The organism is Methanoculleus sp. MH98A, from assembly GCF_000691865.1.
Lineage (GTDB): Archaea > Halobacteriota > Methanomicrobia > Methanomicrobiales > Methanoculleaceae > Methanoculleus.
In genome coordinates, this window is the sequence record NZ_JMIO01000053.1 from 1 (window position 1) to 17,806 (window position 17,806).

The 17,806-nt window shown below is 64.6% G+C and carries 18 protein-coding genes and 1 tRNA gene; 8 read left to right on the forward strand and 11 right to left on the reverse strand.

Going from position 1 to position 17,806, the window contains the following annotated elements:
• The coding region (locus tag EI28_RS14830; RefSeq protein WP_231476654.1) for a hypothetical protein at positions 1-221 on the forward strand (221 nt) is incomplete at its 5' end.
• 7 nt (positions 222-228) lie between these two features.
• Here the strand turns inward: EI28_RS14830 and EI28_RS07955 are convergent.
• The 3 genes from EI28_RS07955 to iorA all read right to left on the reverse strand — a co-directional run bounded on the left by EI28_RS07955 (position 229) and on the right by iorA (position 4,005).
• On the reverse strand, positions 229-1,569 hold the full coding sequence (locus EI28_RS07955; protein ID WP_048114093.1) for a small ribosomal subunit Rsm22 family protein: 1,341 nt from the start codon (positions 1,567-1,569) through the stop codon (positions 229-231).
• An 82-nt stretch (positions 1,570-1,651) separates the two neighbouring features.
• Positions 1,652-2,239: an indolepyruvate oxidoreductase subunit beta gene (locus EI28_RS07960; protein ID WP_048114094.1), complete on the reverse strand. Its 588-nt coding sequence runs from the start codon at positions 2,237-2,239 to the stop codon at positions 1,652-1,654.
• Positions 2,236-4,005, reverse strand: a complete 1,770-nt coding sequence (gene iorA / locus EI28_RS07965) for an indolepyruvate ferredoxin oxidoreductase subunit alpha (protein WP_048114095.1) — start codon at positions 4,003-4,005, stop codon at positions 2,236-2,238. Before iorA ends, EI28_RS07960 begins: the two co-directional genes overlap by 4 nt.
• Positions 4,006-4,334: 329 nt before the next feature.
• On the opposite strand from iorA, the gene EI28_RS07970 reads away from it, so the two are divergent.
• Positions 4,335-4,407: transfer RNA gene (locus EI28_RS07970), tRNA-Ile, on the forward strand.
• 226 nt (positions 4,408-4,633) lie between these two features.
• Here EI28_RS07970 and EI28_RS07975 read toward each other — a convergent pair.
• Positions 4,634-5,920: a uracil-xanthine permease family protein gene (locus EI28_RS07975; protein ID WP_048114096.1), complete on the reverse strand. Its 1,287-nt coding sequence runs from the start codon at positions 5,918-5,920 to the stop codon at positions 4,634-4,636.
• Between the two features lie 253 nt (positions 5,921-6,173).
• On the opposite strand from EI28_RS07975, the gene EI28_RS07980 reads away from it, so the two are divergent.
• Positions 6,174-7,100, forward strand: coding sequence for an ABC transporter ATP-binding protein (locus tag EI28_RS07980; protein WP_048114119.1), 927 nt, complete (start codon positions 6,174-6,176; stop codon positions 7,098-7,100).
• The gene (locus EI28_RS07985; RefSeq protein WP_048114097.1) at positions 7,097-7,798 is read left to right on the forward strand and encodes an ABC transporter permease; all 702 of its coding nucleotides are present in this window, start codon (positions 7,097-7,099) and stop codon (positions 7,796-7,798) included. Before EI28_RS07980 ends, EI28_RS07985 begins: the two co-directional genes overlap by 4 nt.
• A gap of 160 nt (positions 7,799-7,958) precedes the next feature.
• On the opposite strand, the gene serS is transcribed toward EI28_RS07985, so the two are convergent.
• Positions 7,959-9,236: a serine--tRNA ligase gene (gene serS / locus EI28_RS07990; protein WP_048114098.1), complete on the reverse strand. Its 1,278-nt coding sequence runs from the start codon at positions 9,234-9,236 to the stop codon at positions 7,959-7,961.
• Positions 9,237-9,392: 156 nt separating this feature from the next.
• Here serS and EI28_RS07995 point away from each other — a divergent pair, with 156 nt between their 5' ends.
• Positions 9,393-9,845, forward strand: a complete 453-nt coding sequence (locus tag EI28_RS07995) for a hypothetical protein (RefSeq protein WP_048114099.1) — start codon at positions 9,393-9,395, stop codon at positions 9,843-9,845.
• 450 nt (positions 9,846-10,295) lie between these two features.
• Here EI28_RS07995 and EI28_RS08000 read toward each other — a convergent pair whose 3' ends face one another.
• From EI28_RS08000 to EI28_RS08025, 6 genes are all read right to left on the reverse strand, one after another.
• Positions 10,296-10,820: a hypothetical protein gene (locus tag EI28_RS08000; RefSeq protein ID WP_048114100.1), complete on the reverse strand. Its 525-nt coding sequence runs from the start codon at positions 10,818-10,820 to the stop codon at positions 10,296-10,298.
• A 50-nt stretch (positions 10,821-10,870) separates the two neighbouring features.
• Positions 10,871-11,680 (reverse strand): metal ABC transporter permease, encoded by an 810-nt coding sequence (locus EI28_RS08005; protein ID WP_048114101.1) that lies wholly within the window; start codon positions 11,678-11,680, stop codon positions 10,871-10,873.
• Between the two features lie 2 nt (positions 11,681-11,682).
• Positions 11,683-12,450, reverse strand: coding sequence for a metal ABC transporter ATP-binding protein (locus tag EI28_RS08010; RefSeq protein ID WP_048114102.1), 768 nt, complete (start codon positions 12,448-12,450; stop codon positions 11,683-11,685).
• Entirely contained in the window at positions 12,447-13,349 is a 903-nt protein-coding gene (locus EI28_RS08015) for a metal ABC transporter solute-binding protein, Zn/Mn family (RefSeq protein WP_048114103.1), read from the reverse strand. Before EI28_RS08015 ends, EI28_RS08010 begins: the two co-directional genes overlap by 4 nt.
• Before the next feature lie 62 nt (positions 13,350-13,411).
• Entirely contained in the window at positions 13,412-13,855 is a 444-nt protein-coding gene (locus EI28_RS08020; protein WP_048114104.1) for a metal-dependent transcriptional regulator, read from the reverse strand.
• A 43-nt stretch (positions 13,856-13,898) separates the two neighbouring features.
• The gene (locus EI28_RS08025; protein ID WP_231476658.1) at positions 13,899-15,122 is read right to left on the reverse strand and encodes a tRNA (N(6)-L-threonylcarbamoyladenosine(37)-C(2))-methylthiotransferase; all 1,224 of its coding nucleotides are present in this window, start codon (positions 15,120-15,122) and stop codon (positions 13,899-13,901) included.
• A 164-nt stretch (positions 15,123-15,286) separates the two neighbouring features.
• Here EI28_RS08025 and nadX point away from each other — a divergent pair, with 164 nt between their 5' ends.
• From nadX to nadC, 3 genes are read left to right on the forward strand one after another with little or no spacing between them, the layout of a single operon-like run.
• Positions 15,287-16,045 (forward strand): aspartate dehydrogenase, encoded by a 759-nt coding sequence (nadX, locus tag EI28_RS08030; RefSeq protein ID WP_048114106.1) that lies wholly within the window; start codon positions 15,287-15,289, stop codon positions 16,043-16,045.
• Between the two features lie 2 nt (positions 16,046-16,047).
• On the forward strand, positions 16,048-16,944 hold the full coding sequence (gene nadA, locus EI28_RS08035) for a quinolinate synthase NadA (protein ID WP_048114107.1): 897 nt from the start codon (positions 16,048-16,050) through the stop codon (positions 16,942-16,944).
• A gap of 5 nt (positions 16,945-16,949) precedes the next feature.
• Entirely contained in the window at positions 16,950-17,804 is an 855-nt protein-coding gene (nadC, locus tag EI28_RS08040) for a carboxylating nicotinate-nucleotide diphosphorylase (protein WP_048114108.1), read from the forward strand.
• The last annotated feature ends 2 nt before the right edge of the window (positions 17,805-17,806 follow it).

Here is a 17,806-nt window from a genome sequence, read left to right on the forward strand (position 1 = left end):
GCATGAGAAACTCGAAGGAGTTTCGAGGGGGGTCTCCCCCCTCCCCTGAAACCCCTCCCCCAGACGCGATAGCCACCACGGTCCAGTTGATCGGGTTTTTATCGAGCTCTTACTGCTCTGAGGTGCTATCGAAGAGCCCGTTCTGCAATCGGTTCCTGTTTTCTCTTCTCGCCTGTGATAAGATGACGGTAACTATACCTGAGTGCCGGCAGGAGGAGTAACTCCTGCTTACATATCCGCCAGCCTGCCCCCTTCTCCCCCCGAACACCCAACCGGCTCGATCCGCGTCCCCGGCAGGACGACCAGGTTGTAGGCATCGTGGTCGCGGTTGAACCGGACGAGAACCCCGTAGAGCCGGACGATCTCGCCGTAGGGGAGACCTTCGAGCGCGTCGCGGTTCGTGCCGCGGAGGGTCGCCGGGACGACGGCGTAGGTGGGGTCCGCGGGCGTCCCGTCGCAGACCTTGTAGACCTTCGTCCGGTTATCCCCGAGGTTCCTGGACATCAGCGCGGCGACGACATTGATCTTTTTGTCGCGGTGACGGCGGAGGTGGGAGAGGGGAGCGAACTTCGCCCCCGGCGGGACGCGGTAGGCGTGCTGTGTCTTTGTGTCTTTGCGCAGGAGCGCCGATGAATATTTGATATCGACGTTTATGAACCGGTAGCCGTCTTTCCCCGCCGCGAGACGCTCCATCAGCCGGGTCGGGCGGATGTTGCCTTTCTGCTCGAACGTCCAGCACCGGGCGGGGTTGCAGGCGGTTCCCCGGATGAACGAGCAGGGGCTGTAGACGGTAAGGCCCCGGTCCGCGATCGCCCGCACGGTCTGCCGCATGGCGGTGGAGTTCGCGAGGTCGGCGGGCTCCACGACGACGATCGTCCCGTCGGGCGCGAGCCGTTCGGTGAGACCGGCGACGAGGTCGGCCCGCCGGTCGATATCGAGGTGGCGGAGTTCGTTTAAGACGTTCGAGAAGACCATGAGGTCTATCCGGTCAGGCAGGTCCCCGGCCTCGAGCGCCCCGATGTCGGCGCGGATGGGTTTATGCACCCGCACGGCGTTTCCTCGCGCCGCGGCGGCGGCCGGGACGAGGGCGTTGTAGGCCTCGAGGTGCTCTTCGGATCGTTCGACGGCGTAGACCTCCGCGGAGCCGCTCCCTATCCGCCCGAGGAGATCGATGACGGCGAGCGGCACGACTCCCGGCCCGGTGCCGAGATCGAGGATGCGCATCCGGGGTTTTGCGAGCCCCTGATTGATGACCTGCCAGAGGATGTGCTCGAACTGCACCAGATAGACCGGCGCATGGTAGGCCAGGTAGCCGAGAACCTGGTAGGCCTTCCGGTAACTCACCCGTTTCTCTTTCCAGTAGCGGCTCTTCTGGGCGAGGATGGCGTTACGCATCCGGTCGAGCACGACCGGATCGTCCCGGGACTTGGCGGTCTTCTTCTCGATGTAGGACTCGACGATTTGCTGGATATAGTCAGGAACCTCCGGCTTCTCGAAGAACGCGAGCTGCCGCTCGCGCCCGGCATCGTCGACCGCTAACGGCCCTTCAACGCTACCCCGCTCGCTCATGGCATACCAGCTCGGCAGGATGAGTTATACAGGTTACGGCACCCCGTTCTGCGGTAAAATAGGGGTGGGGGGTGGATCTCGCTCAGGGCGTGCCGCCGCCCTTCTCCCGGCCGAGCCGGAAGGCTGCGGCGTTGACCTCGACGGTCTTTGGCGGCACGCACCGCCGCACCGCCTCTTCGAGGGTCTCGGGCCGGAGGGGGATATCGCCCGACGCTGCGCCGAGCATCACGATGTTCTGCGAGAGGATGCTCCCCGCCTCCTCTGCGAGGGCCGCGGCGTCGATGCAGGTGACGTCGAGGTCGGCGAGCGCGGCGAGGATGCTCTCCTCGTCGGGGACGTCGATGCCCTGCTGGTAGACCGACGTCGGGACGACCAGGTTCCGGTTCACGACCAGTTTCCCTCCTGCCGGGAGGTAATGCCGGTAGCGGAGGGCCTCGAGGAGGTCGAAGGCGACGAGAAGATCGGCCGTCCCCGGCACGATCAGGGAACCGTGCTTCCCGTCGATGCGGATGTGGCTCTCCACCGACCCGCCGCGCTGCGCCATCCCGTGGGTCTCGGCGCTCCTGACGGTCCGGTTCTCGAGGATGCAGGCCTCGCCGAGGACGTTCGAGGCGAGAACGGTTCCCTGGCCGCCGATACCGACGATCAGGATATCGAACGAGGGTTTCATCGCCGTCCCTCCAGGATGATCGCGCCCGACGGACAGATGTCCGCGCAGACGCCGCACCCGGCGCAGAGTTCGGTAATCGTTGCGGTCTTCCCGACGAACGCGATCGCCGGGCAGCCGAACGACCGGCAGGCGCCGCAGCCCGTGCACCGTTCGGGGTCGACCGCATAGGCCTTGCGCTTGATCCCGCTTTTGCGTGCGGTGATGACGCAGGGCTGCTTTGCGATGACGACCCGGACGCCCCTCCTCTCCTTCGCCTTTCGGAAGGTGTCGAGGAGCACCGGAAGGTCGTAGGGGTCGACCGTCTCGACCCAGGAGACCCCGCACGACCGGCAGATCGCATCGAGCGATATCGGGGTGCTCTCCTCGCCCGTCGCGGTCAGTCCGGTGTTGGGGTTTGGCTGGTGGCCGGTCATGGCGGTGATCCGGTTGTCCAGAATGACGACGATCATATCGGCGCCGTTGTAGACGGCGTTCAGGAGTCCCGGTATTCCCGTGTGCAGGAACGTCGAGTCGCCGATGGTCGAGACCACGGGGCGCTCCTCCCCCGACCGGGCGATCCCGCTCCCGACGGTGATCGAGGCGCCCATGCAGATGGTGGTGTCCACCGCGCCGAGCTGGAGCCCGAGGGTGTAGCACCCGATGTCGCTCGGGAAGATGCCGTCGCGGAAGACCTTCCGCATCGCGTAAAACGTCGGCCGGTGCATGCACCCGGCGCAGAGGATCGGCGGACGGGGCGGGACACCCGGGACCGGGGCGGCCGGCGGGAAAGCCGCCGTGGGGGTCATGCCCGCCTTCTGGAGCGCGGCGGCGACGATCGCCGGGGTGAACTCCCCTTCGTACGGGACCGTGCCGGTCATCTTGCCGAAGACCTCGGTCTTCGTCGCCACCTGGCGCACCGCCTCCTCAACGACCGGGTCGAGCTCTTCGACGACGAGAACCTTCTCGTGCCGGTCGACGAAGTCCGTCAGCCACTCTTCGTCGATCGGGTAGGCGCCGACGACCGCGAGCGAGACGTCGTCAGGTAGCACCTCCTGGACGTAGGCGGCCGAGACGCCGCTCGTGATGACTGCTGTTTTGCCCCGGATTATGTGGCGGTTGTAGCCGAGCTCGACCAGCCGCCGTTTAAGTGCCGGCTGTTTCTCGTTCAGGACCTTATGCAGCACCCGGGTGTGCGCGGGGATGACCACGTACTGCTTCGGGTCGCGCTGGAAGGCAGCGGTCCGGTATTCGGTACCGACCTCTCCAAGGTCGACGTCGCTCTTCGAGTGGCAGATCCGGGTGGTGGGGCGGAAGATGACCGGCAGGCCGAACTCCTCGGAGAGAGCAAAGGCGTCCCGCATCATATCGTGCGCCTCCTGGACCGATGCCGGGTCGAGGCAGGGGAGCCGGGCGAAATGCGCGTAGCGCCGGGTGTCCTGCTCGTTCTGGGAGCTGTGCGCGAAGGGGTCGTCGGCGGAGAGGACGACGAACCCGCCGGTAACCCCGGTGTATGCGCTCGTCATCAGGGGATCGGCCGCCACGTTCAGCCCGACGTGCTTCATGGTGCAGAGTGCGCGGACCCCGCACCAGGCGGCGGCGAGCGCGTTCTCGAAGGCGACCTTCTCGTTCGTGGACCATTCCACGGTGAAAGGCCGCTCCTTCTGCACCCGGAGGATATCGATCACTTCGGAGGACGGCGTTCCCGGGTAGCCGCTGGCAAAATCGATGTTTGCCTCCAGGCATGCGTGAGCGATGCCCTCGTTTCCGAGTAGGTATCGTATTGCCATTGTTCCACTCAACTATACTTCTATCATCGGTTTTCAACATAGCCCTTTGGATGCCTGTCCGGAACATTCCGGTGCCGAAACGCCGGGTATTGCGGGATAGTCACGACGGGCCGTATCTTTGCGCACCATCGTTCACCAGGGAGGATTGGCGGTTGCGTCCTCGATGCGGCCATGCTCCGGGTGGGTACCGATCCCTGGAGTTCGCCCCGAACCGTTGCCCCTGCCTGTTCTTTGCCGGCGCCGTTCTCCGACGATTCAGGAGCAGAGTCCTTGCACAACCTTTAAATTGAAGATTGTACAATATTTATAGGCACTAATACAGGTGTTTCGGGCCCGTAGCATAGCTGGTGGTGCACCCGGCTGATAACCGGGAGGTCATGCGTTCGAATCGCATCGGGCCCATCGTTTCTCATATTATCTCGTTTTCAGGAGTTGTTTGAACAGGTAGTGCACCCGGCAGATCACCGGGAGGTCGTGCGTTCGAATCTCGGTTTCCTACCGTTCTCTTTACGCTATGCCTTTCTCCAGGTCGCCTGTCCAAAATTCATGCCGCATTTGCGGTTATCCGGTGATATTCTCTCTCACTTCGAGTCGCGGGAAACGGGAGGCGATACAAGAGCGCATCCGTTCAGCTTCGTTCCTGCGGTCGCCGCCGGTAAACGATGTGCTCTAGCCCGAGGACGGTGACGATGCCCACGACAAAGCCGTTCGTGAGCAGGGGGCGGATCATTGCCGGGAGACCTGCGGCGACCTCCGGAGGCAGGAAGGCCACCAGCGTCCCGAGAAGGAGGGGAATGCCGACGATCAGCCCTCCGTCGAACGTCCCGACCGCCCCGCTCTCCTGCCCGAGCATGAGCCCCGCCGCGATCTGGGCGGCCATGACGTAGGCGAGGACGACGCCGATGACCGGCGCGGGGATGCTCTCCAGGTAGCCGATGGCAAGCGGCGATCCGGCCATGAGCGCAATCGCTATCGCGGCCGGGACGAGGGCGAACCGGGACGCGCACCCGGTGGCGGCGATGATGCCCGGGGAGAGCGAGAAGTTCACCGGGCCGATCACTCCTGTAACGCCCGCGAGGGCGTTCCCGAGACCGGTGACGGCCACCCCGCGGTTCACCCGTTCGCCCATTCCGTCGGCCTTGAGCAAACTGCCCACCGACTGGATCGACCCGAGGTCGTTCGTGGCAAGCGCGAGGTAGCAGATCAGGAACGCTGCGAGCACCCCGGCATCGGGCAGGGCGAGCGGCGCGAACAGGCTGGGAGGGAGCGCAAGCAGCGCGGTGCCTTCTGGCGGCAGGGGAACCGGACCAAAGAGGACGATGTAAGAGAGCGTCCCGAAGATGATCGCCCAGAGCGCCAGGGTCGACTTCCATATCCCCTTCAGGCGCCCGTTTGCAATGAAGAGGGCGAGGGCAAACGCGACGGCGAAGAGGAAGGTCTGCGTCGCCGGAACCGTGCCGCCCCCGTCCGTGATCAGGTTGAGGATGGTGGGTGCGAGGGTGAACGCGATCAGCATGAGGACGACCGCGATCACCCGGGGCGTGAAGAGGCGTTTGAGATACTCAAAGAGACCGACTGCCGCTATCCCTGCAAGGAGGAGCCCGCCGATCAGGATCGATGCGTTGATCGCTGCAAAACCGCCTTCAAGGCTTGCAAGGATGCCGATCAGGAGCACCGTCGCCGGGCCGAGCACCAGGGGGAGCCTGTGGCCGAGGTAGATCTGCGCGAGCAGCACCAGGGCGCTGAGGAGGAAGAGTTTCTGAAGGTAGGGAATGGCTGACCCTTCGGTCTGGAGGGCGGCCAGCACCTTGCCGATGATGAGGATGGCCGGCACGCTCACCGCGAGCCACTGCAGGCCGAAGATGAGGAGCGATGCCGGTCGCGGCCGGTCGTCGATGCCGTAAGCGAACTCCATGGTAGTGGCTCCTTTTAGAACCGCCGGACCCTGCAGCGGGTCTTGCGGCGCATGAAGAGAGTTTATCGTCCACGGCAGGATAGGGTTTCCCATTTCTGCCTTTCATGGGGGAAGTCACTTATTTACGCTCTCCACGGTGAATTATCTCTATGGTTACCAACGGTCATGCGACCGAACTTCTCCGCATAACTCCCGATACCCATCCCGCCCCCTCCCGGCCCTGCGCCGTGCGGCGCGGGAGGAGGGGGTGGGCGTGAACGCCGTCGAGGTCCGGGGGCTCTCGCGTTCCTTCGACGGCCGCGATATTCTCCGCGACGTCTCGTTCACCGTCGGGCACGGCGAGATATTCGGCTACCTCGGGCCGAACGGTGCCGGAAAGACCACGACGATCCGGATCCTGCTCGGCCTGCTCGCCCCCGGCGCGGGCGAGGTCCGGGTCCTCGGGCGGGACCTCGCCGCCGACGACGATGCGCGGGCGCGGGTCGGGGTGCTCTTCGAGAACAACGGTCTTGCCGACCGGATGAGTGCCGCCGGCAACCTGGCCTACTACGCCGGGCTCTACGGCGTCGAAGACCCTGCGGAGAGGATCGACGAACTCCTCGCACTCGTCGATCTCGCCGACCGGCGGGACGACCCGGTCGGGACGTTCTCGACCGGCATGAAGCGGAAACTCGGTATCGCCCGGGCGATCCTCCACCGGCCCGAGGTGGTCTTCTTCGACGAACCGTCATCCGGCCTCGACCCCGGCGCACAGAGGATGGTCCGCGACCTCATCGTCGAACTCTCCCGGCGGGAGGAGATGACCGTGTTCTTAAACTCCCACCATCTCGACGAGGTCCAGCGGATCTGCTCCACGGTCGCGATCCTCGCCGAGGGCAGGATCCGGGCATTCGATTCGGTGGCAAACCTCACCAGGGCCTCCGGCCGCCCGGCCGTGACGCTCTCCCTTGCCGGCCCCGGCGATCGCGCGTGCGAGGTCGTGGGGAACCTGCCGTACGTCACGGAATGCGACGCGGACGGCGACCACCTCCGCTGCACCCTCGCCGACCCGGGTGCGACACCGGATCTCGTCGCGGCCCTCGTCGGGGCGGGGTTCCGGATCGAGGAAGTCCGCCGGTCGTCCCGGTCGCTTGAGGAGATCTATCTCGAACACGTCGGCCAGGCGGAGGGCGGGGCATGAGCACGTTTGCCGTCATCGCCCGGCGCGAGATACGGCTCGCCCTCCGGAACCGGAGCGCCCTCATCACCGCGTTCATCTTCTCCATCTGGTTCCCGGTCATGTCCGCGCTCGGGATCGCTGCGGGCGCGGAAGGCGACGCCGCGGCCGTCACCGCCGGCATCACCACGATCACCCTCCCGGTCGCGGTCTTCCTTGGCTACCTCTTCTGCGCCGACGCCTTCCTCCGCGAGAAGCGGGACGGCACTATCGAGACGCTCCTCTGCGCCCCGGTCTCGCTCCAGCGTCTCTGGGAGGGGAAGGCCGCCGGGGTCACCGTCCCGGCCTACGTGATGATGCTTCTCTCGGCCGCAGTAAGCGTCGCGGCGATCTCCGGCCTCACCGGCGTCTCCATCGCCGCCGAGCCCCTGCTCATCCTTCACTTCGTAGCCGTCGTCCCGATCTGGATCGGCGCCTCGGCCGGGCTGATCGGTGCCGCCCAGCTCGCGCTCGGGATGCGGGAGAACCAGATCCTCGGGTTCGTCTTCATATTCGGGTTCATCTTCCTCATAGTCCTGTTCCAGCAGATTGTGCCGGCCGAATCAGGCATCTCGGCGGCGACGGAGGCGGTCCTCGCGGCGGTCGGGCTCGCGCTCCTCGCCCTCGCCCGCTTCATCGCCGGGAAGGTGACGAAGGAGCGGATTGTCAGGACGATCCCGTGAGGGGCGGGGCGGAGAGAAACAGTCTCCTCCTCTTTTTCTTTGTTCCGGGACGCAGTATGTCGCCGAAGAACGCTGGCAACGCGGGATGCCTGTTGCCGGGGGCGGCTGTACAACGCGAACCAAAAAAAAGTGTTGTCGATCTCCTGCAGACCCCGGACGCCTACAGCGTCTCCTCGCCGTAGAGGTAGGGCCTGAGGGCCTCGGGGATGGTGACCGAACCGTCCTCGTTCTGGTTGTTCTCGAGGATCGCCCGGATCGCGCGGGAGGTCGCGATCGCGGTGCTGTTCAGGGTATGCACGTAGCGCTTCTCGGTGAACTCGGTCGGGTTGCGCACCTTGATGTTCAGCCTGACCGCCTGGTAGGCCGTGCAGTTCGAGCACGAGACCGCTTCACGGTAGCGCTCCTCGCGCGGCATCCAGACCTCGAGGTCGTACTTCTTTGCGGCGACGGTCCCGATATCCCCCGTGCAGATCGAGACAATCCGGTAGGGGAGGCCGAGCCGCTGGAAGACCTCCTCGGCGTTTGCCATCAGTTCCTCGTGAAGGTCCCAGGACTGCTCCGGCGTCGCGTAGACGAACTGCTCCACCTTGTGGAACTGGTGGACCCGGAAGAGCCCTTTCGTATCGAGCCCGTGCGCCCCGATCTCGCGCCGGAAGCACGGGCTCAGGCCCGCAAGCCGGAGCGGGAGATCCTTCTCCTCGAAGATCTCGTCGCAGTACATCGCGGCCATCGGGTGCTCGCTCGTCGCGATCAGGTACTCGTCCTCGCCGTCGATCCTGTACATGACGTTCTCGAAGTCGGCCAGATCGGTCACGCCCTCGTATGCTGCCCGGTTCATCATGTAGGGCGGGATGATCGGGGTATACCCGCGCTCAACAAGGATGTCCATCGCAAACCGCTGGAGCGCCATATCGAGCAGGGCGAGCCTGCCTTTTAAGAAGTAGAACCCGGCCCCGGCAATCTTCGCCGCGCGTTCGAAGTCCGCCCAACCGTGCTCGACGGCGAGCGCGCCGTGGTTTTCCAGGTCGAACGCGGGGACCAACGGTTCGCCCCAGCGCCGGATCTCGACGTTCTCGGTATCGTCCTTGCCGACGGGCACGCTCTCGTGGAGGATGTTCGGGAGCCGCATCAGGCGGTACCGCACCGCCTCGGTGAGCGTCTCGCGTTCCGCCTCCCCCTCCTTGATCCGTTCCGGGAGGCCTGCGGCTTCGGCGAGGAGCTCGGTGATATCGTTCCCCGCCTTCCTCGCCTGGCTGATCTCGCGGGAAATGACGTTTCTCCGGTTGCGGAGATCCCCGATCGCAACGGTGAGTTCCCGTGCCCTCCTGTCCATCTCCAGCACCTCGTCGACCCAGGCCAGTTTCTCGGTGTCTCCTCTCTTCGTGAGGTCTGCCCGGACGATCTCGGGGTGTGCACGAACGAACTTCAACTCAAGCATACTGTCTCGTACGTACTTCGCGATGACGGTATATGGTCGTGTTGCCCTTCCTCGATGATGAACGCGGGTGGCTCCCGGGCACGGCGCCCGGACTGCGTCCCGCCGCTCCCGCACAAAAACCTACTCTTATAATTCCCGGCGAACCAACCCATTAGCATGGATAAGAACCAGAAGACCGTTCTGGTGGTGGGTGGCCTCATTGCGCTCGCGTTGTTTTTCATCGAGCCTTTTTTCGGCCTCATAGCGCTGGTGCTCATGATCGCTATCCTGATGAGTCTCCATATCATGGGAGACACGGGGAACTACCCGCTCGTCACCGTGGATCTCTCCGAGGATGCGCGGGAGATCATCGTCACCAATACGGGGACCGCGAAGGCGCAGAACATCCGCGTCGCTCTCGTCCCGCTCGACATCGATTTCGAGGTCGCCTCGCTCGACCCGGACGAGGAGTCCGGATTCAGTCTGGCGTCGATGGTCTCGGAGGCAAAAGCGGTCGTCACCTACGAAAACGCCGACGGGCAGCAGTTTCAGCGCACGTATCCTCTCACGGCGCTCGGGGCCGGGCACGATATCACCGAACCGCTCATTCCCATCTTCGGGCGCCGGTGAAGGGTTAGGGGCGGGGGAAGGCAGCGTATTGATAACGGTGGACTGCCTCTGCCGGTCGCCCCACTATGTCCTGCGGGTGCCAAAGCCTGCCGAAGCCTCGGGGTGTCTCGCCGATTGCTCATAGGGACACCACGAACCCGTGCACGGATTTCCATTGGATATCGCCACGGGGGGTGGGGACAATGGGGAGTGCGACCGAAGGGAGCATGAGAAGAACGAAGTTCTTCGAGGGGGGCGCACCCCCCTTCGCACCTCCGGTGCTCAAGCTCGCTTCGCTCGCACTCCCCGTCAGCCCCTCCTCGCACCCACCACGGTCCACTGCACCGGGCTTTTAATGAGTCCTGTCTGTCCGTCTATTGCAGCACGCATGCAGCAATTAAAACCCCCAGGGCGGCCCGCTAAACCCGGCCCTCCCTCGATATCCAGGGGCGCGTCTCAAAAAAATGTTTTTCAGGAACCGATATACTCGAGCGTCCGCGCGAGCGCGGCCGTCAGTTCCTCGTCCTTCTTCGCGTACTCGTAGAGCGCCCGGTAGAGCATGAAGACGAGTTCGTAGCCGTAGATGTCGAACGCCTCATCCGGCGCGAGTGGGGCGAGGTAGGAATCCGTCCGGATATCGGTGTTGGTATACATCAGTTCGTGGAAGGCCCCGTCCTCGTCGAGGACACAGATCTGCGCATCGACGGGCTTTGTCGGGTCGTCGGGGCGGTAGGGGAGCGGGTCGCCTTTTCCGAGAACGACCATCTTCTTCTCGTAGAACTCCTGGTCGTAGAGATCCCCCGACGCCTCCCTCTTTGCGCGCCGGAGCATCTCGAGCCCGATCTGTTTCACGACCGGCGCCGTATCGGCAGCCATCCGCGCAAGAAGGGCACCCATGTTGCCCCGGAGTTCCGAGGCCGACTCTTCCTTCTTCGCCTGCAGTTCCTCAAGGGTTTCGAGGAGGCGGGCGTATCCCTCTTCGATGATCGGATCCATTGCTCACTCACCTCTCGCGTATGCCGGCATAAGCGCACCGGTTTGTCCTGCTAGTCGCCCTGCCGGAGGCGCTCGGTCACGAGGGCGCCCGCATACGCGACCGTGCTCACGAGAATGATCGTCGCGCCCGAGGGGACGTCGAGGAGGTAGGAGAGCAGGATCCCCGCAATGGTGAAGGCGATGCCGAGGATGACGGCGAGGAGCATCATGCTCCGGATCCGGGTGGTGTAGAGGCGGCTGATCGCCGCCGGGAGCGTCAGGAGTGCGATCACCAGGATGATCCCCACCACCCGGATCAGCATCACCACCGTCAGCGCAATCAGCACGAGGAGGAGGAGCGAGAGCCGCTCGACCGGGAGGTTCATGACCGTCGCATAGTCCGGGTCGAAGGTGACCGCCTGGAGTTCCCGGTAGAGGAGGGCCACGACGGCGACGATGATAACGACGAGCACTCCCATCAGCAGGATGTCTCCCCTTGGGACGAGGAGGATGTTCCCGAAGAGGTAGGAGAAGAGATCGGGGGCGAATCCCGGGGTTAAGTAGACAAAGAGGATCCCGATGGCCATCCCCGCCGCCCAGACCGCACCGATGATGGTGTCCATCTGTTGCCGGGCACGGAGCTGGAGCGTGCCCATCCCGAGCGCCGTCGCCACGGTAAAGGCGGTCGCGCCGAGGAGCGGGTCTATCCCGAGGTAGTAGCCGAGGCCGATCCCGCCGAAGGCCGCGTGGGATATGCCGCCGCTGACCGAGACCATGCGCCGCACCACGACGTAGGTGCCGATGATGCCGCAGGCTACGCTTGCGAGCACCCCGGCGATGAGGGCGTTTCTGAAGAACTCAAACCCGAGAATCTCGAACATGCTCACTCCTCCTCCGCGTGCTCCGAAAAGACCCTGTGCGGAACCCCGTGGGCGATGAGATCGACCGGGCAGTGGTATGCGGCTTCGAGCATATCCGGCGTGATCTCGTTCGTGTCGTGCGTGTAGAGGCGCCGGTTTAAACAGGCGACCCGGGTCACGTGCTCCGGGATCACCCCGATGTCGTGGGTCACGAGGACGATCGCCATCCGTTCGCGGAGTCGGTCGAGGATACTGTAGAACTGCGCCGCTGTCGGGGCGTCCACGTAGACCGTCGGTTCGTCGAGGAGCAGCACTTTCGGGTCGCCGACGAGCGCCCGGGCGATGATCGCCCGCTGCTGCTCCCCGCCGGAGAGATCCCGGATCTGCCGGTCGGCGAGATCGGCGATGCCCATCATCCTGAGCGCTTCCTCCGTCCGGGCATGGTCTTCGGCCCCGTAACGCCGCGGGAACCGGGTGATGTGGCCGAGGCGGCCGGAGATGACCATCTCCCGCACGGTGATGGGATACTCGAAGTCGAACGTCCGGAACTGGGGGACGTAACCGAGTTCCTTCCTCGCCGCCGCCCCCGTGCCGCCGAGGATCCTGACCGTGCCGCAGGAAGGTTGGAGGAGACCGAGGATCACCTTGAGAAGCGTCGTCTTCCCGCCGCCGTTCGGCCCGATGATCGCGTAGAAGTCGTCCTGGTGGACGGCGAGGTTCACGTCTTCGAGAACGGTATGGCCGCGCAGCCTGACTCGGACGTCCTCGACCTCGATCACGGGAACGGTCATGGCTCGCCGCTCTCCGCGAATGCCCGGGCCACGTGCCGCATGTTCGCGAGGTAGTCTTTCGCGAGCGGGCTCACCGTCACCACGGTGCCCCCGATTGCGTCCGCGATCACCTCGGCGCTCCGGGTGGAATGCTCGGGCGACGCGAATATCACCGTGATCTTCTCCTCCTTCGCCTGTTTGATGAGGTGCTCTATCCTCTGCGGCGAGGGCTCCTTTCCCTCGCTCTCGATCGGCACTTCGACAAACCCGTAGTCCCGGGCAAGGTAGGCCCACGACGAGTGGTAGACCATGACCGTTTTCATCCCCGATTCAGCGAGCGCACCGGCGATCTCCGCGTCAAGGGCGTCGAGTTCCCCGAGGTAGGCGTCGGCGTTCCGGCGGTAACCTTCGGCGTTCTCCGGGTCGACCTCCGCGAGCCCATCGCGGATGTTCTCGACCATTACCTTCGCGTTCTTCGGGGACGTCCAGATGTGGGGATCGGTTCCCGCATGATCGCCCTCACCGGCTGCGATCTGGTCGACGCCGCGCGAACAGTCGACGACCAGCATCCCGGGGTTCAGGGCGGCGATCTTATCCCGCCAGGCGAGTTCGAACTCGATCCCCGAACCGACCACGGCATACATATCCGCCTCCGCGACGTCGGCGAGGACCCCCGGCGGGGGCTCGTAGGTGTGCGGGTCGGCTCCCGGCGGCACCAGCAGGATCACCCGGACGCGATCGCCCCCCACCCGTTCTACGAACTCCTGTTCGGGTGGTATGGTGACCGCGACGACGACTTTCCCGTCATTCTGCCGGTCGGTGCCGGTGCATCCCGCCGTGGCTGCCGCCAGCAAAAAAACCGCGAATACGGCTGCGACGAGAGATAGGGGGGTGGTAATGCTGTCGTTCTGTGGTCCCATCGTTCTCCACTCCAAATTTGGTATTTATCTAAATTTTCCCCGCACCAGGAGACGTTCCGCCGTCACCCGCGGTACCCGTCGAAAGAACCGCAGCAGCGGTGATCATGCTCGATCTCCCCGCAGACGCTCATCATCGGGTGCCCGAGCGACGTGCACATCCTGTCGGTGAGATCCTTCGAGAAGCACTGCTCGATCTTCTTCGCTTCCCTGCAGGCCTCTTCGGGTTCGAGCCCGTGGCGGCTGAGCACCAGGGCGACGATCCGGTGACGGCGAACCAGGAACCGGGCGTATTCGGTGCCGAGCGTCGTGAGTTTCACCCCGCGGTAGGGCGTATGCTCGATGTATCCCGCTTTTGCAATCTCCGTGAGCGCCTTCGTCACCGTCGAGGGCGCGACGGAGAAGTGTGCGGCGATCTCGGTCGTCTTCACGATGTCGCCCTGCATGTGGATGTATTTGAGGTATTCCGCCTTCTTTGAGGAGAGTTCTTGCCCGGTGATCCCCTGCATGGAAAGATGATACGCCTTGACGGAAGAAAAAGTTTCGGTGGGGCTAAACCTCTTCGTCGCCGGAGGGGATCAGTCCGGCGGTGACGTAGTGCCGGCGGTTCCCGGTTATCACCGCCTTCCCGGCGAACCCGAACGGCAGGTCTCCTTCCACGACGACGTTGAGGTAGCAGGGGTTGCGGCAGACGGTCGATCCCGGCGCGTTCTTCTCGGTCGCGACGACCGATGTCTCCCGCCCGATCCAGCGTTCGTTGTAGGCGTCGTAGATCCGGTTTGCCCCGGCAAGCAGCGCCCTGGAACGGTCTTTGCGTATCCGCTCGGGGAGGTCTTTTAGAGCCGCGGCGGGCGTTCCGGGCCGCCGGGAGTAGCGGGTGATGTTCACTTTCACGAACGCCGCTCTTCGAAGGAGTTCGAGCGTCTGTGAAAACTCCTCGTCCGTCTCCCCGGGAAACCCGGTGATGAAATCGGAGGAGATCATCATATCCGGGTAGCGCTCCCGGAACGTGTCGACGATCCGGACGACGTCGGCCGCAGCGTAGCCGCGTCGCATCCGTTCAAGGACGGTATCGGAGCCCGACTGGACGGGGAGGTGGAGGAACCGGAAGACTTTGTCGCTTTCGTAAGCCCTGACGAGCGGTTCAAGGATCCCGAGCACCGTGGCCGGGTTCATCATCCCCAGCCTGACGGCGAACCTCCCGGGGATATCCGTGATCTCCCCCAGCAGATCGGGGAGCGACTCGCCCCGGTCGAGTCCCCACGCGGCCACGTCCTGCCCGGTCAGCTGGATCTCGTAGGCGCCCGACGCGACGAGGCCCCGGACGGCGTCGAGGATCTCCCGTGCAGGTGCACTTTTCAATTGTCCCCGGGCGAGCCGGGTGATGCAGTAACTGCACCGTCCAACGCACCCGCTCGCCACCTGCACCACGCCGGTTGCTCCCGGCCCCCGGGTGCCGACGCCGCCGGATCGTTCGTGGATCTCGTCCGGGCGGATGACGTGCGGGGTGCAGACCGAACGAATCTCGTCCATCTGGACGAGCGGCATGCACCCGGTTACGTAGAGGTCGCGATCGGCGAACGCCGCCAGGCGCCGGAGCATCTTTCGCTCGGTCGCGCCGATCACCGTGCAGGTGTTGACGATGACGGTGTCCGCCTCCTCTGCCTGCCCGGTCATCGTACACCCGAGACCTTCCAGTATCGCCGCGAGCCTCCGCGTGTCGGCGTGGTTGTAAGTACACCCGTAGGTCTCGATGTAGACCCGTCTTCCCTGCAAATTCTCAAAGGTGATGATGATCGCTCCCTGCGCGCGGTCGGCGGCCGGTCCGGGCTCCCGGCGGTCCGGTTGTCCCTATCGGTCGGAGGATAGTTTGCCCCTCTTCTGGCCGGTTTCGTGCCGAGCACAATACTTAACCGCTGACATTACAACTTCTTTATTCGATGATTAAAATAGGGTTGCTGGGATGCGGCAACGTCGGGCATATCATCGCCACACACGCCGAGAGCATCCGGGTCGTCGCCGTCTTCGATATCATCCCCGGGCGGGCGGAGGAACTGGCATCACTCTGCCATGCCCGGCCATACGCGGACTTCGACGCCTTCATGCGGGAGGACTTCTCGATCGTCGTGGAAGCCGCCTCGGTCGACGCTGTCAGGACATACGGCGAGGCGGTCCTCCGGTCGGGACGGGATATCGTCGTCCTCTCCGGGGGGGCTCTTGCGGACGACGAGTTCCGCGAGCACCTCATCGAGGCCGCCCGGGAGGCGGGGAAAAAGATCCGGATCCCGAGCGGCGCCATCACCGGACTCGACAACCTCAAGATCGGCCAGATCTCACCGCCGAAGCACCTCCTCCTGCGGACGACAAAACCTCCCGCGTCGCTCGGAATGACTGCCGAAGCCCGGACAGAGATATTTAAGGGGCTGGCGCACGACTGTATAAAGCAATACCCCAAAAACATCAACGTTGCGGTAGCGCTGGGACTCGCCGCCGGCAGGGACGCCGACGTGGAACTCCTGGTCGACCCTGCAGCGGAGAGGAACATCCATGAGATATTCGTCGAAGGCGACTTCGGGGACATCTATGTCCGGGTCAGGAACGTCCCGAGCCCCGATAACCCGGCGACGAGCTATATGGCTGCCCTCTCCATCCTGACGCTCTTAAAGAACCTCGATAACCCTCTGGTGGTGGGTACGTAACAATGGAGACGGAGATTCGCGCGCTCAAGGCCGAGAAGAACGCAGTCGTCATGGCGCATAACTACCAGCCCATGGAGATCCAGGCGCTCGCCGACGTGGTGGGCGACAGCCTCGAGCTCGCGGTGAAGGCGAAGGAGACCGCGGCGGACCTGATCGTCGTCTGCGGTGTCCGGTTTATGGCCGAGACAGCAAAGATCCTCAACCCCGACCGGAAAGTGGTCATCCCGGTAGAGGACGCAGGATGCCCGCTTGCCGATTTCCTGACCCCGGAGATGATCCGGGAGGCGAGGGCGCGGCACCCCGACGCGGCCGTGGTGGTCTACGTCAACAGTACGGCGGAGAGCAAGGCGCTCGCGGACATCACCTGCACCTCGGCAAACGCGGTCCGGGTCGTAGCATCGCTTCCAAACGATACCATCCTCTTCGGGCCGGACGCAAACCTCGCGGCACACGTCCAGCGGGAACTTCCCGAAAAGACGATCATCCCCCTGCCTCCCGGCGGGCACTGCTACGTCCATACGGGGTTCACCGTTGCCGACGTCGAGGCGGCCCGGAGGAAAGGCGGTGCGATCGTCTGCCACCCCGAGTGCCCGCCGGAGATCCAGGAGCAGGCCGACCGGATAGCCTCAACGGGGGGCATGGTCCGTGACGCCGCGGCCGGCGGGGACGAGCCCTGGTGGATCTTCACCGAGCGGGAGATGGCCTCCCGCCTGCGGTTGCTTTACCCCGGAAGGGTTTTTTACGAGAAGCCGGAGGCCGTCTGCGCGGATATGAAGAAGATCTCGCTCGAAGATCTCCGCCGGGCACTCGAGTCCGAGGAGCACGAGGTCGTCCTCCCCGGAGAGGTCATGGACCGGGCGCGACAGGCGATCGAGCGGATGATCGCCGTCGGAGCGTGATGCGAATGATCCCGATCGAGGATCTGCTCCGTTTTGTCCGGGAGGATGCGCCGTGGGGCGACGTCACCTCAGAAGCGGTCGTCCCCGACGTCGCCTGCCGGGCGGTGATCCGGGCGAAGGAAGCAGGGATCGCCGCAGGCCTCGAGGAAGCATGGGCACTCTTCGAGCATTTCGGGGTCGAGGTGCGTCAGCGTATCCCCGACGGCAGGGCGGTTGCCCCGGGAGCGGTTCTCCTTGAACTCGAAGGCCGCGCAAGGGCGATTCTTCTCCTGGAACGCACGGCGCTCAACATCATCGGGCGGATGAGCGGGATTGCGACCAGGACACGGGAGGCGGTCGAAGCCGTCCGGGCGGTCGCCCCCGACGTTCGGGTTGCCGCGACCCGAAAGACCGCTCCGGGTCTGCGGGTGCTCGATAAGAAGGCGGTGGCTCTCGGCGGGGGCGACCCGCACCGCTACTGCCTCTCGGATATGGTGCTGATCAAGGACAACCACCTCGCGCTGGTGCCGCTCGCCGAAGCAGTCCGGAAGGCAAAAGAGCGGAGCCGCTACCGGGCGGTCGAGGTGGAGGTCGAGACGGCGCGGGACGCCGTCGAGGCTGCGGTTGCCGGTGCCGATATCATCCTTCTCGACAACATGGCGCCGGACGCCGTCCGGGAGGCGGTCGGGTTGCTGGCCGCCCGTGGTATCCGGGAGCGGGTCACCCTCGAGGTCTCGGGAGGCGTCGCCGGCGGCGATCTTGCCGGGTACGCCGCGACCGGGATCGATATCATCAGCATGGGTGCGCTCACCCATACGGTCAGGAACTTCGACGTGAGCCTGGATATCCTGAAAGGTGCGGGTACCGTCAGGCTTTCATAAAA

Bases quoted from the DNA above. Each gene is read 5' to 3' on its own strand.
- EI28_RS08005 (WP_048114101.1), bottom strand. From the start codon at position 11,680: ATGTTCGAGATTCTCGGGTTTGAGTTCTTCAGAAACGCCCTCATCGCC.
- iorA (WP_048114095.1), bottom strand. From the start codon at position 4,005: ATGGCAATACGATACCTACTCGGAAACGAGGGCATCGCTCACGCATGC.
- EI28_RS08010 (WP_048114102.1), bottom strand. From the start codon at position 12,450: ATGACCGTTCCCGTGATCGAGGTCGAGGACGTCCGAGTCAGGCTGCGC.
- EI28_RS08015 (WP_048114103.1), bottom strand. From the start codon at position 13,349: ATGGGACCACAGAACGACAGCATTACCACCCCCCTATCTCTCGTCGCA.
- EI28_RS07955 (WP_048114093.1), bottom strand. From the start codon at position 1,569: ATGAGCGAGCGGGGTAGCGTTGAAGGGCCGTTAGCGGTCGACGATGCC.
- EI28_RS08020 (WP_048114104.1), bottom strand. From the start codon at position 13,855: ATGCAGGGGATCACCGGGCAAGAACTCTCCTCAAAGAAGGCGGAATAC.
- EI28_RS07960 (WP_048114094.1), bottom strand. From the start codon at position 2,239: ATGAAACCCTCGTTCGATATCCTGATCGTCGGTATCGGCGGCCAGGGA.
- nadA (WP_048114107.1), top strand. From the start codon at position 16,048: ATGGAGACGGAGATTCGCGCGCTCAAGGCCGAGAAGAACGCAGTCGTC.
- EI28_RS08000 (WP_048114100.1), bottom strand. From the start codon at position 10,820: ATGGATCCGATCATCGAAGAGGGATACGCCCGCCTCCTCGAAACCCTT.
- EI28_RS07975 (WP_048114096.1), bottom strand. From the start codon at position 5,920: ATGGAGTTCGCTTACGGCATCGACGACCGGCCGCGACCGGCATCGCTC.
- nadX (WP_048114106.1), top strand. From the start codon at position 15,287: ATGATTAAAATAGGGTTGCTGGGATGCGGCAACGTCGGGCATATCATC.
- EI28_RS07995 (WP_048114099.1), top strand. From the start codon at position 9,393: ATGGATAAGAACCAGAAGACCGTTCTGGTGGTGGGTGGCCTCATTGCG.
- nadC (WP_048114108.1), top strand. From the start codon at position 16,950: ATGATCCCGATCGAGGATCTGCTCCGTTTTGTCCGGGAGGATGCGCCG.
- EI28_RS07985 (WP_048114097.1), top strand. From the start codon at position 7,097: ATGAGCACGTTTGCCGTCATCGCCCGGCGCGAGATACGGCTCGCCCTC.
- serS (WP_048114098.1), bottom strand. From the start codon at position 9,236: ATGCTTGAGTTGAAGTTCGTTCGTGCACACCCCGAGATCGTCCGGGCA.